The following is a 15,574-nucleotide window of genomic DNA, read 5'->3' on the forward strand; positions in this document are numbered from 1 at the left end:
GCGGCATTATTTCTTGATGCGGATCACCGGGGTCTCGCCCACGGTCACGGCACCCGTCATCTTCACCAGCTCTTTGATCTCGTCCATGTTGGAGATGACCACCGGAGTCAGGGTAGATTTGGCTTTGGCTTCCAGAACGGCCAGATCGAACTCGATGATGGTGTCACCGCGCTTGACCTGTTGACCTTCCTGGGCGATGCGCTTGAAGCCTTCGCCTTTCAGTTCAACGGTGTCGATACCGAAGTGAACGAACAGCTCGATACCAGAGTCGGATTCCAGCGAGAACGCATGGTTGGTCTCGAAGATCTTGCCGATGGTGCCGTCGCACGGAGCAACCATCTTGTTGCCAGCCGGCTTGATGGCGATGCCGTCGCCGACGATCTTCTCGGCGAAGACTACGTCGGGCACATCTTCGATCGGTACGATTTCGCCTGACAGGGGGGCAAAAATTTCGATGCCGCCGGTATCAGAACTGTCATCGGAAACCAGTTTCTTCAGTTTATCAAACAGACCCATAGTAAAAGCTCCTAGAGATGATTGTCGCTGTTTGCAGCCGATCTTAGCAGACTGCCTTCTGCTTAATAAAGTTATCTACACAGGCTTCGATTTCGGCGGCGGTGGCAAAGCTCAGCGCTTGATCAGCCATGGCCTTCACATCTTCGAAGTTGGTGTTGCGGATAAGCTTCTTGATACGCGGTACAGAGATGGCGCTCATGGAGAACTCATCCAGACCCATACCCAGCAGCAGCAGGGTGGCACGCTCGTCACCAGCCAGTTCACCACACATACCGGTCCACTTGCCTTCGGCGTGGGATGCGTCGATAACCATCTTGATCAGCGTCAGGACGGAGGGTGACAGCGGGTTGTACATGGCGGAAATCATCTCGTTACCACGGTCGACAGCCAGGGTGTACTGGGTCAGGTCGTTGGTACCGATACTGAAGAAATCCACTTCCTTGGCCAGATGATGAGCCATCACGGCAGCGGCCGGGGTCTCGATCATGATACCCACTTCGATGGATTCATCAAAGGCTTTGCCTTCGGCACGCAGTTCGGCTTTCAGCGTCTCTACGGTAGCCTTCAGGCTGCGGAACTCTTCGACAGAGATGATCATCGGGAACATGATGCGCAGTTTGCCGAAGGCAGACGCACGCAGGATGGCCCGCAGCTGGGCGTGCATGATGTCGGCGCGATCGAAGAAGATCCGCACGGCACGCCAGCCCAGGAAGGGGTTCATCTCTTTCGGGAAATTCATGTAAGGCAGTTCTTTGTCGCCGCCGATGTCCATGGTGCGCACGATGATCGGCTGATCCGGCATCGCTTCGGCCACTTCTTTGTAGGCTTTGAACTGCTCGTCTTCGGTCGGCAGCGCGTCACGGTCCATGAACAGGAACTCGGTACGGTACAGACCCACGCCCTCGGCGCCGTTGCGGATGGCACCTTCGGTATCCTTGACGGTACCGATGTTGGCGCACACTTCGACCTGATGGCCATCCAGGGTGATGGCAGGCAGATCTTTGAGCTTGGCCAGTTCATCTTTCTCGGCCTGGAACTGGGCCTGGAATTGCTTGGCTTCGTTCAGCTGTTCGGCAGTCGGATTGATGATGATCTGGTTGTTGATCGCGTCCAGCACCAGCACGTCACCATTCTTGACGCGCTCGGTGATGTCGTTGGTGCCCACGATGGCCGGCAGCTCCAGGGAGCGGGCCATGATGGAGGTGTGGGAAGTACGGCCACCGATGTCGGTGACGAAACCCAGCACGTATTTCAGGTTGATCTGAGCGGTTTCGGACGGGGTCAGGTCTTTGGCGACCAGGATCACCTCTTCGTCGATGGTGCTCAGGTTGACAACGGCGATGCCCAGTACGTTCTTGACCAGACGGGTACCGATGTCACGGAAGTCGGTGGCGCGCTCGCGCAGATAGGGGTCATCCAGCTCGGCCATCATCTTCGCGTACTGCTCGATGACCTCGTAGATGGCCTTGTCAGCGGTGGCCTTGTTGTCTTTGATGAAGGATCTGATATCCCCTTCCAGCTCTTCATCTTCGAGCAGCATGATGTGGCCTTCGAAGATGGCCTCTTTTTCTTCACCGAAGGTGCGACCGGCCATCTCTTTGATGGCTTCCAGCTGTGCGGCTGACTTGGTGCGGGCTTCGAGGAAGCGGTTGATTTCGGCATCAATCTGTTCGGCAGCGATTTTGCCCTGATTGATAACGATTTCATCTTCTTTCAGAAGAAGCGCCTTGCCGAATGCGATACCGGGGGACGCAAGAATGCCAGATATCATAATCCTTCCTATTAAAACGACTGTGGGGGAGGAATAAAGCTGGATTACTCCAGCTCGTCCATCAGGGCAACCAGCTTCTCAACGGCTTTCTGAGCGTCCGGGCCGTCGGCCTGGATGGTCACGTTGGTGCCTTTGGTCAGGCCCAGGGTCTGCAGCTTGAACAGGCTCTTGGCGCTGGCGGATTTGCCACCGGAGACCACAGTGATCTCGCTTTGGAATTCTTTGGCTTCTTTCACGAACTGAGCTGCCGGACGGGTGTGCAGGCCGTTTTCAGCAGTAATAACAACAGACTTCTCGTACATGGTTTCACCCCATATTATTGATATTTTTTGGTGTGAGGGATGCTTTTGACGCTTCCTTCTCGCACCGTGTCAGTATGGATATGTTGTAAAGTAACGAAATCAGACCTGCAATGGTTTAATCCAGGTCAATTTTCTGTGCAGTATTCGGTGTCTGCCTCAACTCTTTTCCGTTATCGCTCTACAAGCCGCGTCAATGCTGGCTTGAAATTATTTTATAACGAAAAATAACACTTTGTTACTTTGTGATACCTAGTCGGCAAACACCTCGTGACGCGGCACAGGATATGAGATTTATCACAGAATGTCTGCTTTTTTTGTCGCTGGGTTGCTTGTTATTTTACCCCGAAAAATAAGGGGTCGACTGGCGCTGCCAAGTGCTCAGTCTAGCTCATAAAGAAACGGCGCTCCTGGGAGCGCCGTTGTTTTGAAATAATCCGATCACTTATTGCTGCAGTTCCTGCTCGCTGAATACCCCGGCAAACAGGGCGCTGGAGAGGTAACGCTCGGCAGCGCTCGGCAGAATGACGACGATGGTCTTGTCGGCAAACTCCGGCAGCTCGGCGAGGCGGGCTGCGGCCACTACGGCGGCGCCTGAGCTGATCCCGGCCAGGATCCCTTCCTCTTCCATCAGGCGGCGAGCCATCTCGATGGCGTCATCGCTGTTCACCTGCTCGACGCGGTCCAGCAGGGTGAGGTCCAGGTTGCCCGGGATGAAACCGGCACCGATACCCTGGATCTTGTGGGGGCCCGGTTTGATTTCAAGGCCGGCCAGACGCTGGCTGATCACCGGCGATTCGCTCGGCTCGACGGCGACGGAGACCACCGCCTTGCCCTTGGTCTGTTTCAGGTAGCGGGAGACACCCGTGATGGTGCCGCCGGTGCCGACGCCAGCCACGAACACATCCACCTGACCATCGGTGGCATCCCAGATCTCGGGGCCAGTGGTCTTCTCGTGGATTTCCGGGTTGGCGGGGTTTTCAAACTGTTGCAGCAGCACGTATTTGCCCGGCTCGGATTCGAGGATCTCGTTGGCCTTGGCAATGGCGCCCTTCATGCCGAGCGGCCCTTCGGTCAGCACCAGGTTGGCGCCGAGTGCCTTGAGCAGCTTGCGGCGCTCCAGGCTCATGGTGGCCGGCATGGTCAATGTGATGGGATAGCCACGGGCGGCGGCCACGAAGGCCAGAGCAATACCCGTGTTGCCGCTGGTGGGCTCGATGATCTCCTTGCCCTTGGTCAGGATGCCGCGTTTCTCGGCATCCCAGATCAGGTTGGCGCCGATACGGCACTTGACGCTGAAGCTCGGGTTACGGCTCTCAATCTTGGCCAGCACGCGGCCCTTGGTAACACGGTTGAGACGAACCAGCGGGGTGTGACCTATGGTCTGGCTGTTGTCCTCAAAAATTTTGCTCATGGTGCTATCCCTGTTTGTTACGGCGATGAAACAAGATTACCCTGTGGTTTCTGAATGAGAAGTGACGATTTGTTATAACAATATGTTATTACAAGATATAGAGCTTATTCTTTCTTATTGAGGCCTCGATCTCAAAAAGGTCTCTCATCGTCAAAGGAATGGACGTTATGGGATTTGCAGGAAGCGATCGCTATCTCGCCTCTGAATCGCTCAAGATGGCGGTCAATGCCGCCATCGTGCTGGAAAAACCCTTGCTTATCAAAGGGGAACCTGGCACAGGCAAGACCGAGCTGGCCGAAGCGGTGGCCCGCCATCTGGGCACCGAGCTGATTGCCTGGCACATCAAATCCACCACCAAGGCCCAGCAGGGGCTCTATGAGTACGATGCGGTAGCCAGGCTGCGCGACTCCCAGCTCGGCGACCCCAGGGTGGGGGAGATCAGCCACTACATCCGCCGGGGCAAACTGTGGCAGGCCTTCAGCGCCGAGCAGCGACCGGTGCTGCTGATCGACGAGATCGACAAGGCCGACATCGAATTCCCCAACGATCTGCTGCAGGAGCTCGATCGGATGGAGTTCGACGTCTACGAGACCGGCGAGCGAGTCAAGGCACGCCAGCGGCCGGTGGTCATCATCACCTCCAACAACGAGAAGGAGCTGCCGGACGCCTTCCTGCGCCGCTGCTTCTTCCACTACATCCGCTTCCCCGACAAGGCCGAGATGCAGGCCATCGTCAAGCTCCACTACCCTGACCTCAAGGAGAGCCTGCTCGGCGAGGCGATGGATCTCTTCTTCGAGCTGCGCGAGGTCGAGGGGCTGCGCAAGAAGCCGTCCACCTCGGAGCTGCTGGACTGGATCCGGCTGCTGTTGGCCGATGACATCGCCCCCGAGGCGATGCGTGCCCGCGAGCCCGGCAAGCTGGTGCCTGCCCTCTACGGCGCCCTGCTCAAGACCGAGCAGGACCTGCATCTGTTTGAGAAGCTCGCCTTTCTGGCCAGACGTGGCAGCTGACTGATGCTGATCGACTTCTTTACCCACCTGCGCCGCCACAAGCTCCCCTGCAGTCTGCGCGAACTGCTGGACTTGCACGCGGCGCTGGCAGCCCGGCTGGCCAGCCTCGACATGGATGAGTTCTACCAGCTCTCCCGCTGCCTGCTGGTGAAAGACGAGGCCCACTATGATCGCTTCGATCGCGCCTTCGCCGAGTATTACGAGGGGTTGGCCGCCATCCCCCTGTTGCCGGAGAGCCTGCCCGAGGAGTGGCTGCGCCAGGAGTTCGAGCGGCTATTGAGCGCTGAGGAAAAAGCCCTGCTGCAATCCCTCGGCGGGCTCGACCAGCTGTTGGCGACCCTCAACCAGCGGTTAAGCGAGCAGAAAGAGCGCCACGCCGGCGGCAACAAGTGGGTGGGGACCGGTGGCAGCAGCCCGTTTGGCCACGGCGGTTTTCACCCGGAAGGAGTGCGCATGGGGGGAGAGGGCCAGCATGGCAAGGCGGTCAAGGTGTGGGAGGCGCGCCACTATCGCAACTTCAGCGATGATTCCCCGCTGGGGCAACGGGCCATCCAGCTGGCGCTGCGCAAGCTCAGGCGCTGGGTGCGCAAGGGCAGCCCCGACGAGCTGGATCTCGACGACACCATCCAGAGCACGGCAAGGCAGGGCTGGCTCGATGTGAAGCTCAGACCCGAGCGCCACAACGGGGTCAAGCTGCTGGTCTTCTTCGACGTGGGGGGATCCATGGATGCCCATGTGGCCGAGGTGCAGCGCCTCTTCTCGGCCCTGCGCCACGAGTTCAAGCATCTGGAGTACTTCTATTTTCACAACTGTCTCTACGACTTCGTCTGGCAGGACAACGCCCGCCGGCACGAGGCGCGCTTCGATACCCTGCGCCTGCTGCGCACCTACGGCAGCGACTACAAGGTGATCCTGGTGGGGGATGCCACCATGGGCCCCTATGAGATCACCTGGCCGGGCGGCAGCGTCGAGTATTGGAACGAGGAGGCCGGCCAGGTGTGGCTGGCCCGCCTGCAGCAGCACTTTCCCAAGCTGGTGTGGATCAACCCCACCCCGCGCCGGGAGTGGCTCTGGCACCCCTCCATCAAGCTGATGAACGAATTGGTCGGCGGGCGCATGCACCCGCTGACCCTGGCAGGTCTGGCTGCGGCCATCGACCAGCTGTGACCCTCTCTACCCGAACAGACCAACAAGCCGGGAGCGAACCCGGCGAGGAGCAAAGATGACCTCTATCGTGATCAGTGGCTCAGGCCTCTATACCCCTCCCTTTGCCGTCAGCAATGAAGCGCTGGTGGCCGCCTTCAACCAGTACGTGGATCTCTACAACGAGGAGAACGCCTCCGCCATCGACGCCGGCCAGCTGTCCGCCAAGCAGCACTCAAGCAGCGAGTTCATCGAGAAGGCCTCCGGCATCAAGAGTCGTTATCTGGTGAGCAAGGAGGGGGTGCTGGATCCCGACATCATGCAGCCGCTGCTGCCCGAGCGACCCGATGACAAGCCCTCCATCATGGTGGAGATGGCGGTGGCCGCCGCCGAGCAGGCGCTGATCGCCGCCGGTCGTGAGCCCGGCGAGATCGATCTGGTCATCGTCGCCGCCTCCAACATGCCGCGCCCCTATCCAGCCCTCTCCATCGAGCTGCAGCACTATCTGGGGGCGGGTGGCATGGCGTTTGACATGAACGTGGCCTGCTCCTCCGCCACCTTCGGCATCAAGACCGCCGCAGACATGCTGGCGGCCGGCAGCGCCAAACTGGCGCTGGTGGTCAATCCGGAGATCTGCTCGGGGCACCTCAATTTCAGGGACAGAGACAGCCACTTTATCTTCGGCGACGCCTGTACCGCCGTGCTGCTGGAGCGGGAGGCCGATTGCAAGGTGGCCAACCCCTGGCAACTGGTGGCCAGCAAGCTGGTGACCCAGTACTCCAACAACATCCGCAACAACTTCGGCTTCCTGAACCGGCTCAGCCCGCGCACCCGCTACGGCGATGACAAGCTGTTTCGCCAGCAGGGGCGCAAGGTGTTCAAGGAGGTGCTGCCGCTGGTGTGCGACCAGATTGCCGGCCAGCTCGATGAGCAGGGCTGGGCAGCAGATTCCCTGAGCCGGCTCTGGCTCCATCAGGCCAACCTCACCATGAACCAGTTCATCGGCCGCAAGCTGCTCGGCCACGACGCCAGCCAGCAGGAGGCGCCGGTCATTCTCGACAGCTATGGCAACACCAGCTCGGCTGGCTCCATCATTGCGTTCCACCTTCACAACGGCGACCTTCCCGCCGGGGCGCGCGGCGTACTCTGCTCGTTCGGCGCCGGTTACTCCATCGGCAGTCTGTTACTCACCCGTTTGTAAGGGGGGCGAGCAGCGGCAAGCAACAAAAAACCACCCGGGCGGGTGGTTTTTTTATGGCTGGCTCACTGGGCCGGTTCGATGGCGAGCACCAGGCAACTGGGCTCGCTGATGCGAAAGCGCACGTTGCAGTCAAACAGCCTGACGCCGTACTCCTTGTCATCCGGCTTGCCCTTCTTGTAGGCGGGGCGGGGATCCTGGGCCAGCACCTCGCTCACCAGCAGGCGCAGCTCGGGGTGGGCCTTGAGCCAGGGTTGCAGCTGCTGCTCCGCCTCGGGGCTGAAGCTCACCGCCAGCGGCGGGGTGGGCGCATCGGGGGCGAAACCGCCGCGGGCATCCGGCAGGCTGTCGGCATAGGGGATATAGGGCTTGATGTCGACGATGGGGGTGCCATCGAGCAGGTCCACCGCCCCCAGTTCGAGCCAGAGTTTGCCGCGCTCACGGCCGACCCCGTGCAGCTCGACCACCGAGAGGCCGAGCGGGTTGGGACGAAAGGTAGATCGGGTGGCAAACACCCCGACCCGCTCGTTGCCGCCCAGGCGCGGTGGGCGCACCGTCGGGTGCCAGCCCTGCGCCATGGTCTGGTGAAACACGAAGCTGAGCCAGAGGTGGGAGAACTGCTCGATGCCGCGCAGCATGTCCGGCTGATCGTAGGGGGGCAACAGCTCGAGGCGGGCGCGGGCCGATTTGACCAGACCGGGCTGGCGCGGGATGGCGAACTTCTCCTTGTAGGGAGAGCGGATGATACCCAGGGTGTCGATTTCGAACTTCATGGCGGATCCTGACTGAAAACCCCGGCAATGTAGCACAGCGGCCCTTAAAACGCAGGCTTGCCCGCCGGCCGGTGGCTGCCTGCTTGCCGTGATCCCGCTCCCATCCCGGCCGCTTCGGGGCTGTATCGCGCCGCCAAGTTGCGTAGGGTGGGCGCAGGATGAGTGAAAGGCGCGTCCGCCAGCAGGGCGGCTCGCTACAACCGGCGTGACCGCAGGAGAGGGGCCGCGCCGCACAGGAGAGACAGGGATGAAACTGCTGATCATCGGCGGCACCGGATTTCTGGGGCGCCATCTCACTGCGCTGGCGCTGGACTGGGGCCACGAGGTGACCTTGTTCAATCGCGGCCGACGCCAGCACCCGGACTGGCGCGAACTCACCCAGCTGCAGGGGGACCGGGATCAGGACCTGACCCCGCTGCATCGCTATCAGGGAAGCTGGGATCTGGCCATCGACACCTGCTGCTATCGCCCCGAACAGGCGGCGGGCCTGTCGGCCGCCCTGCTCGGGCGCTGCGAGCGGTTGATCTTCATCTCCACCATCAGCGTCTATCGCGACTTCGCCCAGCCCGGGCAGGACGAGTCGGCGCCGCTACACGCGATTGCCGAGGGGGAGATGCCGGAGGATTACGGCCCCCTCAAGGTGCTGTGCGAGGCCACGTATCGGGCCCGTTGGGGCGAGCGGCTTTGCATCTTGCGCCCAGGTGTCTTGTGCGGCCCCCATGATCCCACCGGTCGGCTGGCCTGGTGGGTGAAGCGGGTGCAGCAGGGCGGCCCCTGGCTGCTGCCGGGACAGGGGGAAGACCATCTGCAATATCTGGACGTGCGTGACTGCGCCGAGTTCGTGTTGCGGGCCGCCGAGCAGCAATTGAGCGGCATCTTCAATCTGCTCAAGCCCGGTATCGCGCTGAACGACTGGGTGGATCGCCTGGCCGCCAGGCTGGCACCTGCTACCCCGATCGTGCCCGAATGGGCACCTTGGCCCGCACTGCTGGCCGCCGGGGTGGAGCCCTGGCAGAGCTATCCGACCCTGTTGCCCAATGAGCAGCCCGAGTATGCCGGTTATGGCCGCATCAGCGCCGAGGCGGCCATCGTGCAGGGCCTCAATTTTCGGCCGCTGGAGGAGACGGTGGCGGATGTGGCCGAGTGGCTGGCCGGCGCGCCGGACGCCGTGGTGGCCGCCGGCATCACGGCAGAGCAGGAGACGCGGCTGCGTCAGCTTGTCCGCTAGCGGCCAGCAAGTGCGGCAGCAAAGCAAAAGGGCATCGAGAGATGCCCTTTTCTTTTCGGCGTGAGCGTAGCTACTCGGTGCGCATGGCGGCGCCGGCGGCGGTCAGCAGCTCGCGCAAGATGGCGCGATGACAGCGGGACTCCTGCTCGCAGTAACAGCCCACCGACAGGTTGGTGGTGTGGGAGAGGGCGGCCAGCAGCGCCATATCGTGCCTGGCGGCCGGGGTTGCCAGCTCGGCCTTGTACTGTTTGCAGAAGGCGCTCCACTGGGCGGGCGTCTCGGCAGCCTGGCCCAGCTTCATGGTGTCGTTGCTGGGGGCGAGATTGGGGAACCAGACGTCGTACCAATCCTGGCTGGCAAACTCGGTTTTCGGCACGCCGCGGGGCGGGCGGCGCACGGTGCCGATCCGCAGTCCCTCGTCGGGCAGGCGGGGCGTGCCGAGGCGAACGATGGCCAGTGCCATGCAGGCTCCTTACCGTTGACGCTTATTTCTCGGTGGCGACTTTCAGCGCCTGGCCGTAGCAGATCACCTGCTTCAGGCAGCCCGGGGTGTCGCTGAATTCGGCGCACTTGTCGAAGGTGACGCCGTTGCCGCCCATGTCGGCCACGCGGCGGCGGGCCAGGGTACGGGCCTCGCCGGCGTTGGGGATCGGCTGCTTGGCATCGCTCTGGCAGGACTCCCCTTCGACGGTGCCGAGATAGAGGTAGTTGAGATCGGCCAGCTGGCCCTGTTCATAGATCTGAACGCTGCCCGGCTTGAAGTACTCGTCGAAGTTCTCTTTGTCCAGATTACTGTTGAAGGCAAAGTCGGCGCAGCCGGAGGCAATCAGGGGCATCATCAGGATCAGGCGTTTCATCGTCTCGTATCTTGTGTCGGTGATGAGGACAGTAGCAAGTCGCAGGCGCTCCATGTCGGCATCTTGTGGAATAACGAAGGGGCCATTATAGGGGCCAGTCGACGGTGTCGACCAGCCCCATTTTTAGCCGTATGGGCGGGGTGTGACCAGGATCTGGCCGTGTGTTGCCCGTGCAGCTTCACGCTGCCGGCAAAGATGACTGGCCTGGTGTCATGAGAGAGGGGCGCAGCGGGCGCCCCTCTCTCGTTGGTCATCAGGCCGGCGCCAGCCGCTGATGCAGGCTGCGGTAGTAGTCATCCGCCAGCAGCGTCTGATGGGGGGCGCAGAGGCGGATCTGCCCCTCTTCCATCAGGGCGATCCGGTCCATCTGTTCCAACCCCAGCAAACGGTGGGAGATGAGCAGCAGGGTGCGATCCGCCCCCAGCTTGAACAGCAGATCCATGATCTCCCGCTCGGTCTGGCTGTCTAGCCCCTCGGTCGGCTCATCCAGCAGCCAGAGCGGCGCGTCGTGCAGCAGGGCACGAGCGATGCCGATGCGGCGGCGCTCGCCACCGGAGAGCGGCCGGCCGCCATCCCCCAGCCAGGCATCGAGCCCGCTGTCGCTGTGGCCGTTGTCATCTTCCAGCAGGTTGGCAAGGCCAACCTGGGTCAGCACCTGCACCAGCTGCTCGTCACTGGCATAGGGGGCGGCCAGCTTGAGGTTGCCGCGCAGGGTATCGGCAAACAGATGCACCCGCTGGCTCACCACCGAGAGGGAGGCGCGCAGCGCCCCTTCGCTGTAGTCGGTGAGCGGCTTGCCATCGAGCAGGATCTTGCCGGCCTGCGGATTCCATTCGCGGGTCAGCAGTCCCATCAGGGTCGATTTGCCGCAGCCGGTCTGGCCCAGCAGCGCCAGCTTTTCACCGGCCTGCAACTGCAGGGTACAGCCGCGCAGCACCGGCTGCGGGTTGCCTGGGTAGCTGAAATAGAGGTCGCTAATCTGCAGCGCCCCCTGCGGCGCGTGGCGCTCTTCGTGGCCCCACTCGGGGGCCTTGGCCTCCTGCAGGATCTCGTTGAGGCGGCGGGCCGAGGTGAGGCTGGTGGAGAGGTGCTGGAAGGCACCGGCCAGCGGCATCAGCGCCTCGAAGCTTGCCAGGGTGGCGAACACCATCAGCGCCGTGATGGGATCCGGCGCGGCGCCTGCCACCCCGTGACCGGCCAGCCACAGCATCAGGGTGAGGGTCCAGCCGCTCAGCAGTTGCACCGAGCAGTTGGCCAGCCCGCTCACCCGGGCCATGCGGGCCTGGGCCTGGATCAGCGCCTGCTCGGCCTGCTGCAGCTCGTCGCGCGCCCGGGGGGCGGCGGCAAACATCTGCAGCTCGGCCTGACCGTCCAGATAGTCCACCAGACGGGTACGCAGGTTGGATTTCTCGGCGATCAGCTGGCGACCGGGCTGGCGGCCGAGGAAGTAGAACACCAGCGGCAGGGCCAGCATGCCGAACAGCAGGATGGCGCCCAGAATCAGGGCCAGATCGGCATCGAACAGCGAGAGGAAGAACACCAGGCCGGCGGTACTGAGCAGGGCCGCACCGATGGGGGTGACCAGCCGCAGGTAGACGTGGTCCATGGCGTCGATGTCGGCCACCAGCCGGTTGAGCAGGTCCGCTTGGCGAAAGCCCGCCAGGGCACCGGTGGAGAGCGGCGAGAGCTTTTGCCAGAACCAGACCCGCAACCGGGTTAGCACCCGGAAGGTGGCGTCGTGGCTCACCACCCGCTCACCCCAGCGGCCGGCGGTGCGGATGATGGAGAAGAAGCGTACCCCGCCAGCCGGCGTCATGTAGTTGAAGGTGTCGCGGCTAGCGACCGCCATCCCCGCCACGGCGGCGGCGGAGAGGAACCAGCCGGAGAGCGACAGCAGTCCCATCCCGGCGACCAGGGTCACCAGGGCCAGCAGCAGGCCGAGGGAGAGGCTCAGCCAGTGCTGGCGATAGAGGCGCAGAAACGGCAAGAGATCAGTCATCGAGAGAACCCTCGTTACGTTGGGAGAGCAGGCGGGCGAACGGCCCCTGCGCGCTACTCAGTTGCTGGAAGCTGCCCTGTTCCACCAGCTTGCCACGCTCTAGTACCAGGATCTGGTCCATCTTGGTGAGCTGGTCGATGCGGTGAGTGATCATCAGCAGGGTCTGGCCTGCAGCGGCCTGTTCGAGCGTGGTCATGATGGCCCGCTCGGAGTGGCGATCCAGGCTGGCGGTGGGCTCGTCCAGCACCATCAGCTGGGTGGACTTGAGCAGGGTACGGGCCAGGGCGAGGCGCTGGGCCTGGCCGACCGAGAGGCCGCCGGCCTGATCCCCCACCGCATAGTCGAGCCCCTTCTCCATGGCGAACTCCCAGGCCTGAGCCCGTTTCAGGGCCTCCTCCAGTTCGTTGTCGCTGGCGGAGGGGTTGGCAAGCAACAGGTTGTCGCGCAGCGAGGCGTGGAACAGCTGCGGGTTCTGGGAGAGCCAGCCCAGCTGGCGGCGCCACTGGCTCATGTCGAGGCTGGCCAGCTCCTGGCCGTTGACCTTGAGCTCGCCGCGATAGGGGGCAAAGCCGAGCAGGGCATTGACCAGCGAGCTCTTGCCGGCGCCGCTGATGCCGATGAGGGCGGTGCGTGAACCCGCTTCCAGGGTGAAGTCGATGGGGCCGACCAGCACCTTGCCATCGGCGCTCAGCACTTCAAGACCTTTGGCTTCTACCTTGATGGGAGCGTCGGCATGGAAGGACGCATGGCCTGAGGCGGGTTCCGTCACCTCGGCTTCGAGAAACTCCAGCAGCTGTTCGGCGGCGCCGATGGCCTGCGCCTTGGCGTGGTAGTGGGCGCCCAGTTCCCGCAGCGGGGCATAGAACTCGGGAGCCAGAAACAGCACGAACAGGCCGGTAAAGAGAGTAACTTTGGTGCCATAGTGGCCGAAGTTCAGGTGATCGATATAGGAGAAACCGAAGTAGACGGCCACCAGCGCTACCGAGAGGGCGGCGAAGAACTCCAGCACGGCGGTGCTGAGGAAGGCAAGGCGCAGTACCTCCATGGTGCGTTCGCGAAAATCTTCCGACGCAGCGCGAATGGCATCCCCTTCCGCCTGGGTGCGCATGAACAGCTGCAAAGTGCGCAGCCCCTTCAAGCGATCGAGGAAGTGGCCGGAGAGACGGGCCAGCGCCTGGAAGTTGCGGCGGTTGGCATCGGCGGCGCCGACCCCCACCAGGATCATGAAGAGGGGAATGAGGGGCGCCGTGCCCAGCAGGATCAGGCCGGCGGCCCAGTTGACCGGGAACACGGCCACCAGGATCACCACCGGAATGAACACGGCAATCGCCATCTGCGGCAGGTAGCGGGAGAAGAAATCCTGCATGTTTTCAATCTGCTCCAGCAGCAGGCTGGCCCAGCTGCCGGCCGGTCGACGCTGGATGTAGGCCGGTCCCAACCGGCCGAGGCGGGTGAGCACCAGCTCGCGGATGGCCTGGCGCACCGCGCTGCCGGCCTTGAAGCTGGCTACTTCACGGCCATAGGCCAGCACCGCCTTGCCGAGGGTGACCAGCAGCAGGGCGATGAAGAGGGGAATGGATTGCGCCGGCGTGGTGCCTTCGATGATGAAGCCGTGCAGCAGGGTGGCCAGCAGCCAGGCCTGCGCTACCATCAGGATGCCCTGACCCAGGCCAAAGCCGATGGAGAGGCCGATCCAGCGCCGGCCGTGGCTCGATTGATTGCGCAACCAGCCATAGAGTCGTTTTTGCGTTTTTTTATCCATTACCACCATCCTCGCGTCGAGTGGCGCAAGACTATCCTCGCCCCCCAGGCTTGGCAACCTTGTAAATTCCGGCTTGTGAAAACGGTTGATTGAAAAAGCGGCGCGCTGCTCATTAGTTGGTCGAACAGATTGATTTACGGTAAAAAACCGTATCGAGGTGATTGCGCTCGGCGGCAAAATGCATATAGTAGAGGCCCTGACGCGGGTGTAGTTCAATGGTAGAACGGTAGCTTCCCAAGCTGCATACGTGGGTTCGATTCCCATCACCCGCTCCAAATTCCAGATAACGGTCAAGGCCGTTGTCACCTCAGCCGAAACGGCTGTCTGTCGTGGGGTTTCCCCATCACACCAAGCAAGTTTTGATGCCAGGCGGGCATCGTATAATGGCTATTACCTCAGCCTTCCAAGCTGATGATGCGGGTTCGATTCCCGCTGCCCGCTCCAGCCTTCATGCAACAAGCCCACTCCTGCGAGTGGGCTTTTTGTTGTCTGTTTTTTGATGCCGGCGGTAGTGCCAGCTCGGCCACCCTGAAAGGCGCAGAAATGGAAAAGGCGCCATCGGCGCCTTTTCAACTCGGGAGGAGGGAGGATTACTCCTGCTCCAGCTCGCCGCAGAAGCGATAGCCTTCGCCGTGGATGGTGGCGATGATCTCGGGGGTGTCGTTGACGCTCTCGAAGTGCTTGCGGATGCGGCGGATGGTGACATCCACGGTACGGTCGTGGGGCTTGAGCTCACGGCCGGTCATCTTCTTGAGCAGCTCGGCACGGGTCTGGATCTGGCCCGGGTTTTCGCAGAAGTGCAGCATGGCGCGGAATTCGGAGCGCGGCAGCTTGAACATGTCGCCAGCCGGGCTGACCAGGGCGCGGCTGTTGATGTCCAGTGCCCAGCCGTTGAACAGGTAACGCTCCACCAGCTTCTTCTCTTCGCCACCGGCGGCCACGTTCATGGTACGGCTCAGCAGGTTGCGGGCACGGATGGTCAGCTCACGGGGGTTGAACGGCTTGGTGATGTAATCGTCGGCACCGATCTCCAGACCCAGGATCTTGTCCACTTCGTTGTCACGACCGGTCAGGAACATCAGGGCGATGTTGTCGTCCTCACGCAGCTCGCGTGCCAGCAGCAGGCCATTCTTGCCCGGCAGGTTGATGTCCATGATCACCAGATTGATGGTGTGGGAAGTCAGAGCCTGATGCATCTCGTCGCCATTGTTGGCTTCGAGCACGATATAGCCCTCTGCCTCGAAGATGCTTTTCAGGGTATTGCGAGTGACCAGTTCGTCTTCGACGATCAGAATGTGTGGTGTTTGCATGAGTATTCCCAGATTCTTATCAGTTAGTTATCTAAATTTTAACACTCTTTGGCGTTACCCGACCGGTCCTGAAAATTTATTACGTCATCCTGGGTATGAATGTCAGGTCGGATTATCGCGAATTTGGCATCAGCGTTGGCAAACATCCCTGTGCCACACATAGGCTCTCAATAAGTCTGATCGAGAGAAGCCTGGAAAGGTAGTCCATTACAAAAGTGGCTGCATTTTATCAGTTAACAGGCGCATAACAACACTCTTTGCCGTCAGATAGCAACTTTTTAACTCTGGTTTGAT

At 61.7% G+C, this 15,574-nt stretch carries 14 protein-coding genes and 2 tRNA genes; 6 read left to right on the forward strand and 10 right to left on the reverse strand.

All coding sequences use genetic code 11. The features are described 5' to 3' along the window. Positions 1-6: 6 nt before the first annotated feature. The 4 genes from crr to cysK all read right to left on the reverse strand — a co-directional run bounded on the left by crr (position 7) and on the right by cysK (position 4,000). Positions 7-516 (reverse strand): PTS glucose transporter subunit IIA, encoded by a 510-nt coding sequence (crr, locus tag OKC44_RS04625; RefSeq protein ID WP_005303134.1) that lies wholly within the window; start codon positions 514-516, stop codon positions 7-9. A 43-nt stretch (positions 517-559) separates the two neighbouring features. Further along, positions 560-2,287: a phosphoenolpyruvate-protein phosphotransferase PtsI gene (gene ptsI / locus OKC44_RS04630; protein ID WP_011706834.1), complete on the reverse strand. Its 1,728-nt coding sequence runs from the start codon at positions 2,285-2,287 to the stop codon at positions 560-562. A 44-nt stretch (positions 2,288-2,331) separates the two neighbouring features. Continuing rightward, complete coding sequence (locus tag OKC44_RS04635) at positions 2,332-2,589, reverse strand: HPr family phosphocarrier protein (RefSeq protein ID WP_005303128.1); 258 nt, start codon at positions 2,587-2,589, stop codon at positions 2,332-2,334. Between the two features lie 442 nt (positions 2,590-3,031). Then, on the reverse strand, positions 3,032-4,000 hold the full coding sequence (gene cysK, locus OKC44_RS04640; protein WP_270811349.1) for a cysteine synthase A: 969 nt from the start codon (positions 3,998-4,000) through the stop codon (positions 3,032-3,034). A gap of 167 nt (positions 4,001-4,167) precedes the next feature. On the opposite strand from cysK, the gene OKC44_RS04645 reads away from it, so the two are divergent. The 3 genes from OKC44_RS04645 to OKC44_RS04655 are packed head-to-tail and all read left to right on the forward strand — an operon-like array spanning position 4,168 to position 7,354. Next, positions 4,168-5,010 carry an AAA family ATPase gene (locus OKC44_RS04645; RefSeq protein WP_270811351.1) on the forward strand — a complete coding sequence of 281 codons (843 nt, stop codon included), beginning with the start codon at positions 4,168-4,170 and terminating at the stop codon, positions 5,008-5,010. A 3-nt stretch (positions 5,011-5,013) separates the two neighbouring features. Beyond that, positions 5,014-6,177, forward strand: a complete 1,164-nt coding sequence (locus OKC44_RS04650; RefSeq protein WP_270811353.1) for a vWA domain-containing protein — start codon at positions 5,014-5,016, stop codon at positions 6,175-6,177. Between the two features lie 55 nt (positions 6,178-6,232). After that, the gene (locus OKC44_RS04655) at positions 6,233-7,354 is read left to right on the forward strand and encodes a beta-ketoacyl-ACP synthase III (RefSeq protein WP_270811355.1); all 1,122 of its coding nucleotides are present in this window, start codon (positions 6,233-6,235) and stop codon (positions 7,352-7,354) included. A gap of 62 nt (positions 7,355-7,416) precedes the next feature. Here the strand turns inward: OKC44_RS04655 and tsaA are convergent, their stop codons facing one another. Then, positions 7,417-8,124 (reverse strand): tRNA (N6-threonylcarbamoyladenosine(37)-N6)-methyltransferase TrmO, encoded by a 708-nt coding sequence (gene tsaA, locus OKC44_RS04660; protein WP_270811356.1) that lies wholly within the window; start codon positions 8,122-8,124, stop codon positions 7,417-7,419. A gap of 247 nt (positions 8,125-8,371) precedes the next feature. Here tsaA and OKC44_RS04665 point away from each other — a divergent pair, with 247 nt between their 5' ends. Further along, complete coding sequence (locus OKC44_RS04665) at positions 8,372-9,352, forward strand: NAD-dependent epimerase/dehydratase family protein (protein ID WP_270811357.1); 981 nt, start codon at positions 8,372-8,374, stop codon at positions 9,350-9,352. Between the two features lie 70 nt (positions 9,353-9,422). Here the strand turns inward: OKC44_RS04665 and OKC44_RS04670 are convergent, their stop codons facing one another. The 4 genes from OKC44_RS04670 to cydD form a co-directional block, all read right to left on the reverse strand. Continuing rightward, complete coding sequence (locus OKC44_RS04670) at positions 9,423-9,815, reverse strand: DUF488 domain-containing protein (RefSeq protein WP_029304115.1); 393 nt, start codon at positions 9,813-9,815, stop codon at positions 9,423-9,425. Positions 9,816-9,837: 22 nt separating this feature from the next. Continuing rightward, a complete protein-coding gene (gene rcsF / locus OKC44_RS04675; RefSeq protein ID WP_010633326.1) occupies positions 9,838-10,209 on the reverse strand; it encodes an Rcs stress response system protein RcsF in 372 nt (123 codons plus the stop codon). A gap of 253 nt (positions 10,210-10,462) precedes the next feature. Next, positions 10,463-12,208, reverse strand: coding sequence for a heme ABC transporter ATP-binding protein/permease CydC (gene cydC, locus OKC44_RS04680; protein WP_270811359.1), 1,746 nt, complete (start codon positions 12,206-12,208; stop codon positions 10,463-10,465). Further along, on the reverse strand, positions 12,201-13,970 hold the full coding sequence (cydD, locus tag OKC44_RS04685) for a heme ABC transporter permease/ATP-binding protein CydD (protein WP_270811360.1): 1,770 nt from the start codon (positions 13,968-13,970) through the stop codon (positions 12,201-12,203). The genes cydC and cydD overlap by 8 nt, the downstream gene beginning before the upstream one ends. Before the next feature lie 201 nt (positions 13,971-14,171). Here cydD and OKC44_RS04690 point away from each other — a divergent pair. After that, positions 14,172-14,245: transfer RNA gene (locus OKC44_RS04690), tRNA-Gly, on the forward strand. Between the two features lie 94 nt (positions 14,246-14,339). Then, positions 14,340-14,414, forward strand: a tRNA-Gly gene (locus OKC44_RS04695). A gap of 146 nt (positions 14,415-14,560) precedes the next feature. Here the strand turns inward: OKC44_RS04695 and arcA are convergent. Further along, entirely contained in the window at positions 14,561-15,280 is a 720-nt protein-coding gene (gene arcA, locus OKC44_RS04700; protein WP_011706824.1) for a two-component system response regulator ArcA, read from the reverse strand. Positions 15,281-15,574 lie beyond the last annotated feature (294 nt).

Origin of the sequence: Aeromonas sp. S41-2, from assembly GCF_027705845.1 — a bacterium.
In the GTDB taxonomy this organism is placed as follows: Bacteria; Pseudomonadota; Gammaproteobacteria; order Enterobacterales; family Aeromonadaceae; genus Aeromonas; species Aeromonas hydrophila.

Excerpts from the sequence above, each read along its gene's own strand:
- OKC44_RS04665 (WP_270811357.1), top strand. The coding sequence starts at position 8,372 with ATGAAACTGCTGATCATCGGCGGCACCGGATTTCTGGGGCGCCATCTC.
- cysK (WP_270811349.1), bottom strand. The coding sequence starts at position 4,000 with ATGAGCAAAATTTTTGAGGACAACAGCCAGACCATAGGTCACACCCCG.
- crr (WP_005303134.1), bottom strand. The coding sequence starts at position 516 with ATGGGTCTGTTTGATAAACTGAAGAAACTGGTTTCCGATGACAGTTCT.
- tsaA (WP_270811356.1), bottom strand. The coding sequence starts at position 8,124 with ATGAAGTTCGAAATCGACACCCTGGGTATCATCCGCTCTCCCTACAAG.
- ptsI (WP_011706834.1), bottom strand. The coding sequence starts at position 2,287 with ATGATATCTGGCATTCTTGCGTCCCCCGGTATCGCATTCGGCAAGGCG.
- cydC (WP_270811359.1), bottom strand. The coding sequence starts at position 12,208 with ATGACTGATCTCTTGCCGTTTCTGCGCCTCTATCGCCAGCACTGGCTG.
- rcsF (WP_010633326.1), bottom strand. The coding sequence starts at position 10,209 with ATGAAACGCCTGATCCTGATGATGCCCCTGATTGCCTCCGGCTGCGCC.
- cydD (WP_270811360.1), bottom strand. The coding sequence starts at position 13,970 with ATGGATAAAAAAACGCAAAAACGACTCTATGGCTGGTTGCGCAATCAA.
- OKC44_RS04655 (WP_270811355.1), top strand. The coding sequence starts at position 6,233 with ATGACCTCTATCGTGATCAGTGGCTCAGGCCTCTATACCCCTCCCTTT.
- OKC44_RS04650 (WP_270811353.1), top strand. The coding sequence starts at position 5,014 with ATGCTGATCGACTTCTTTACCCACCTGCGCCGCCACAAGCTCCCCTGC.
- OKC44_RS04645 (WP_270811351.1), top strand. The coding sequence starts at position 4,168 with ATGGGATTTGCAGGAAGCGATCGCTATCTCGCCTCTGAATCGCTCAAG.
- OKC44_RS04635 (WP_005303128.1), bottom strand. The coding sequence starts at position 2,589 with ATGTACGAGAAGTCTGTTGTTATTACTGCTGAAAACGGCCTGCACACC.
- OKC44_RS04670 (WP_029304115.1), bottom strand. The coding sequence starts at position 9,815 with ATGGCACTGGCCATCGTTCGCCTCGGCACGCCCCGCCTGCCCGACGAG.
- arcA (WP_011706824.1), bottom strand. The coding sequence starts at position 15,280 with ATGCAAACACCACACATTCTGATCGTCGAAGACGAACTGGTCACTCGC.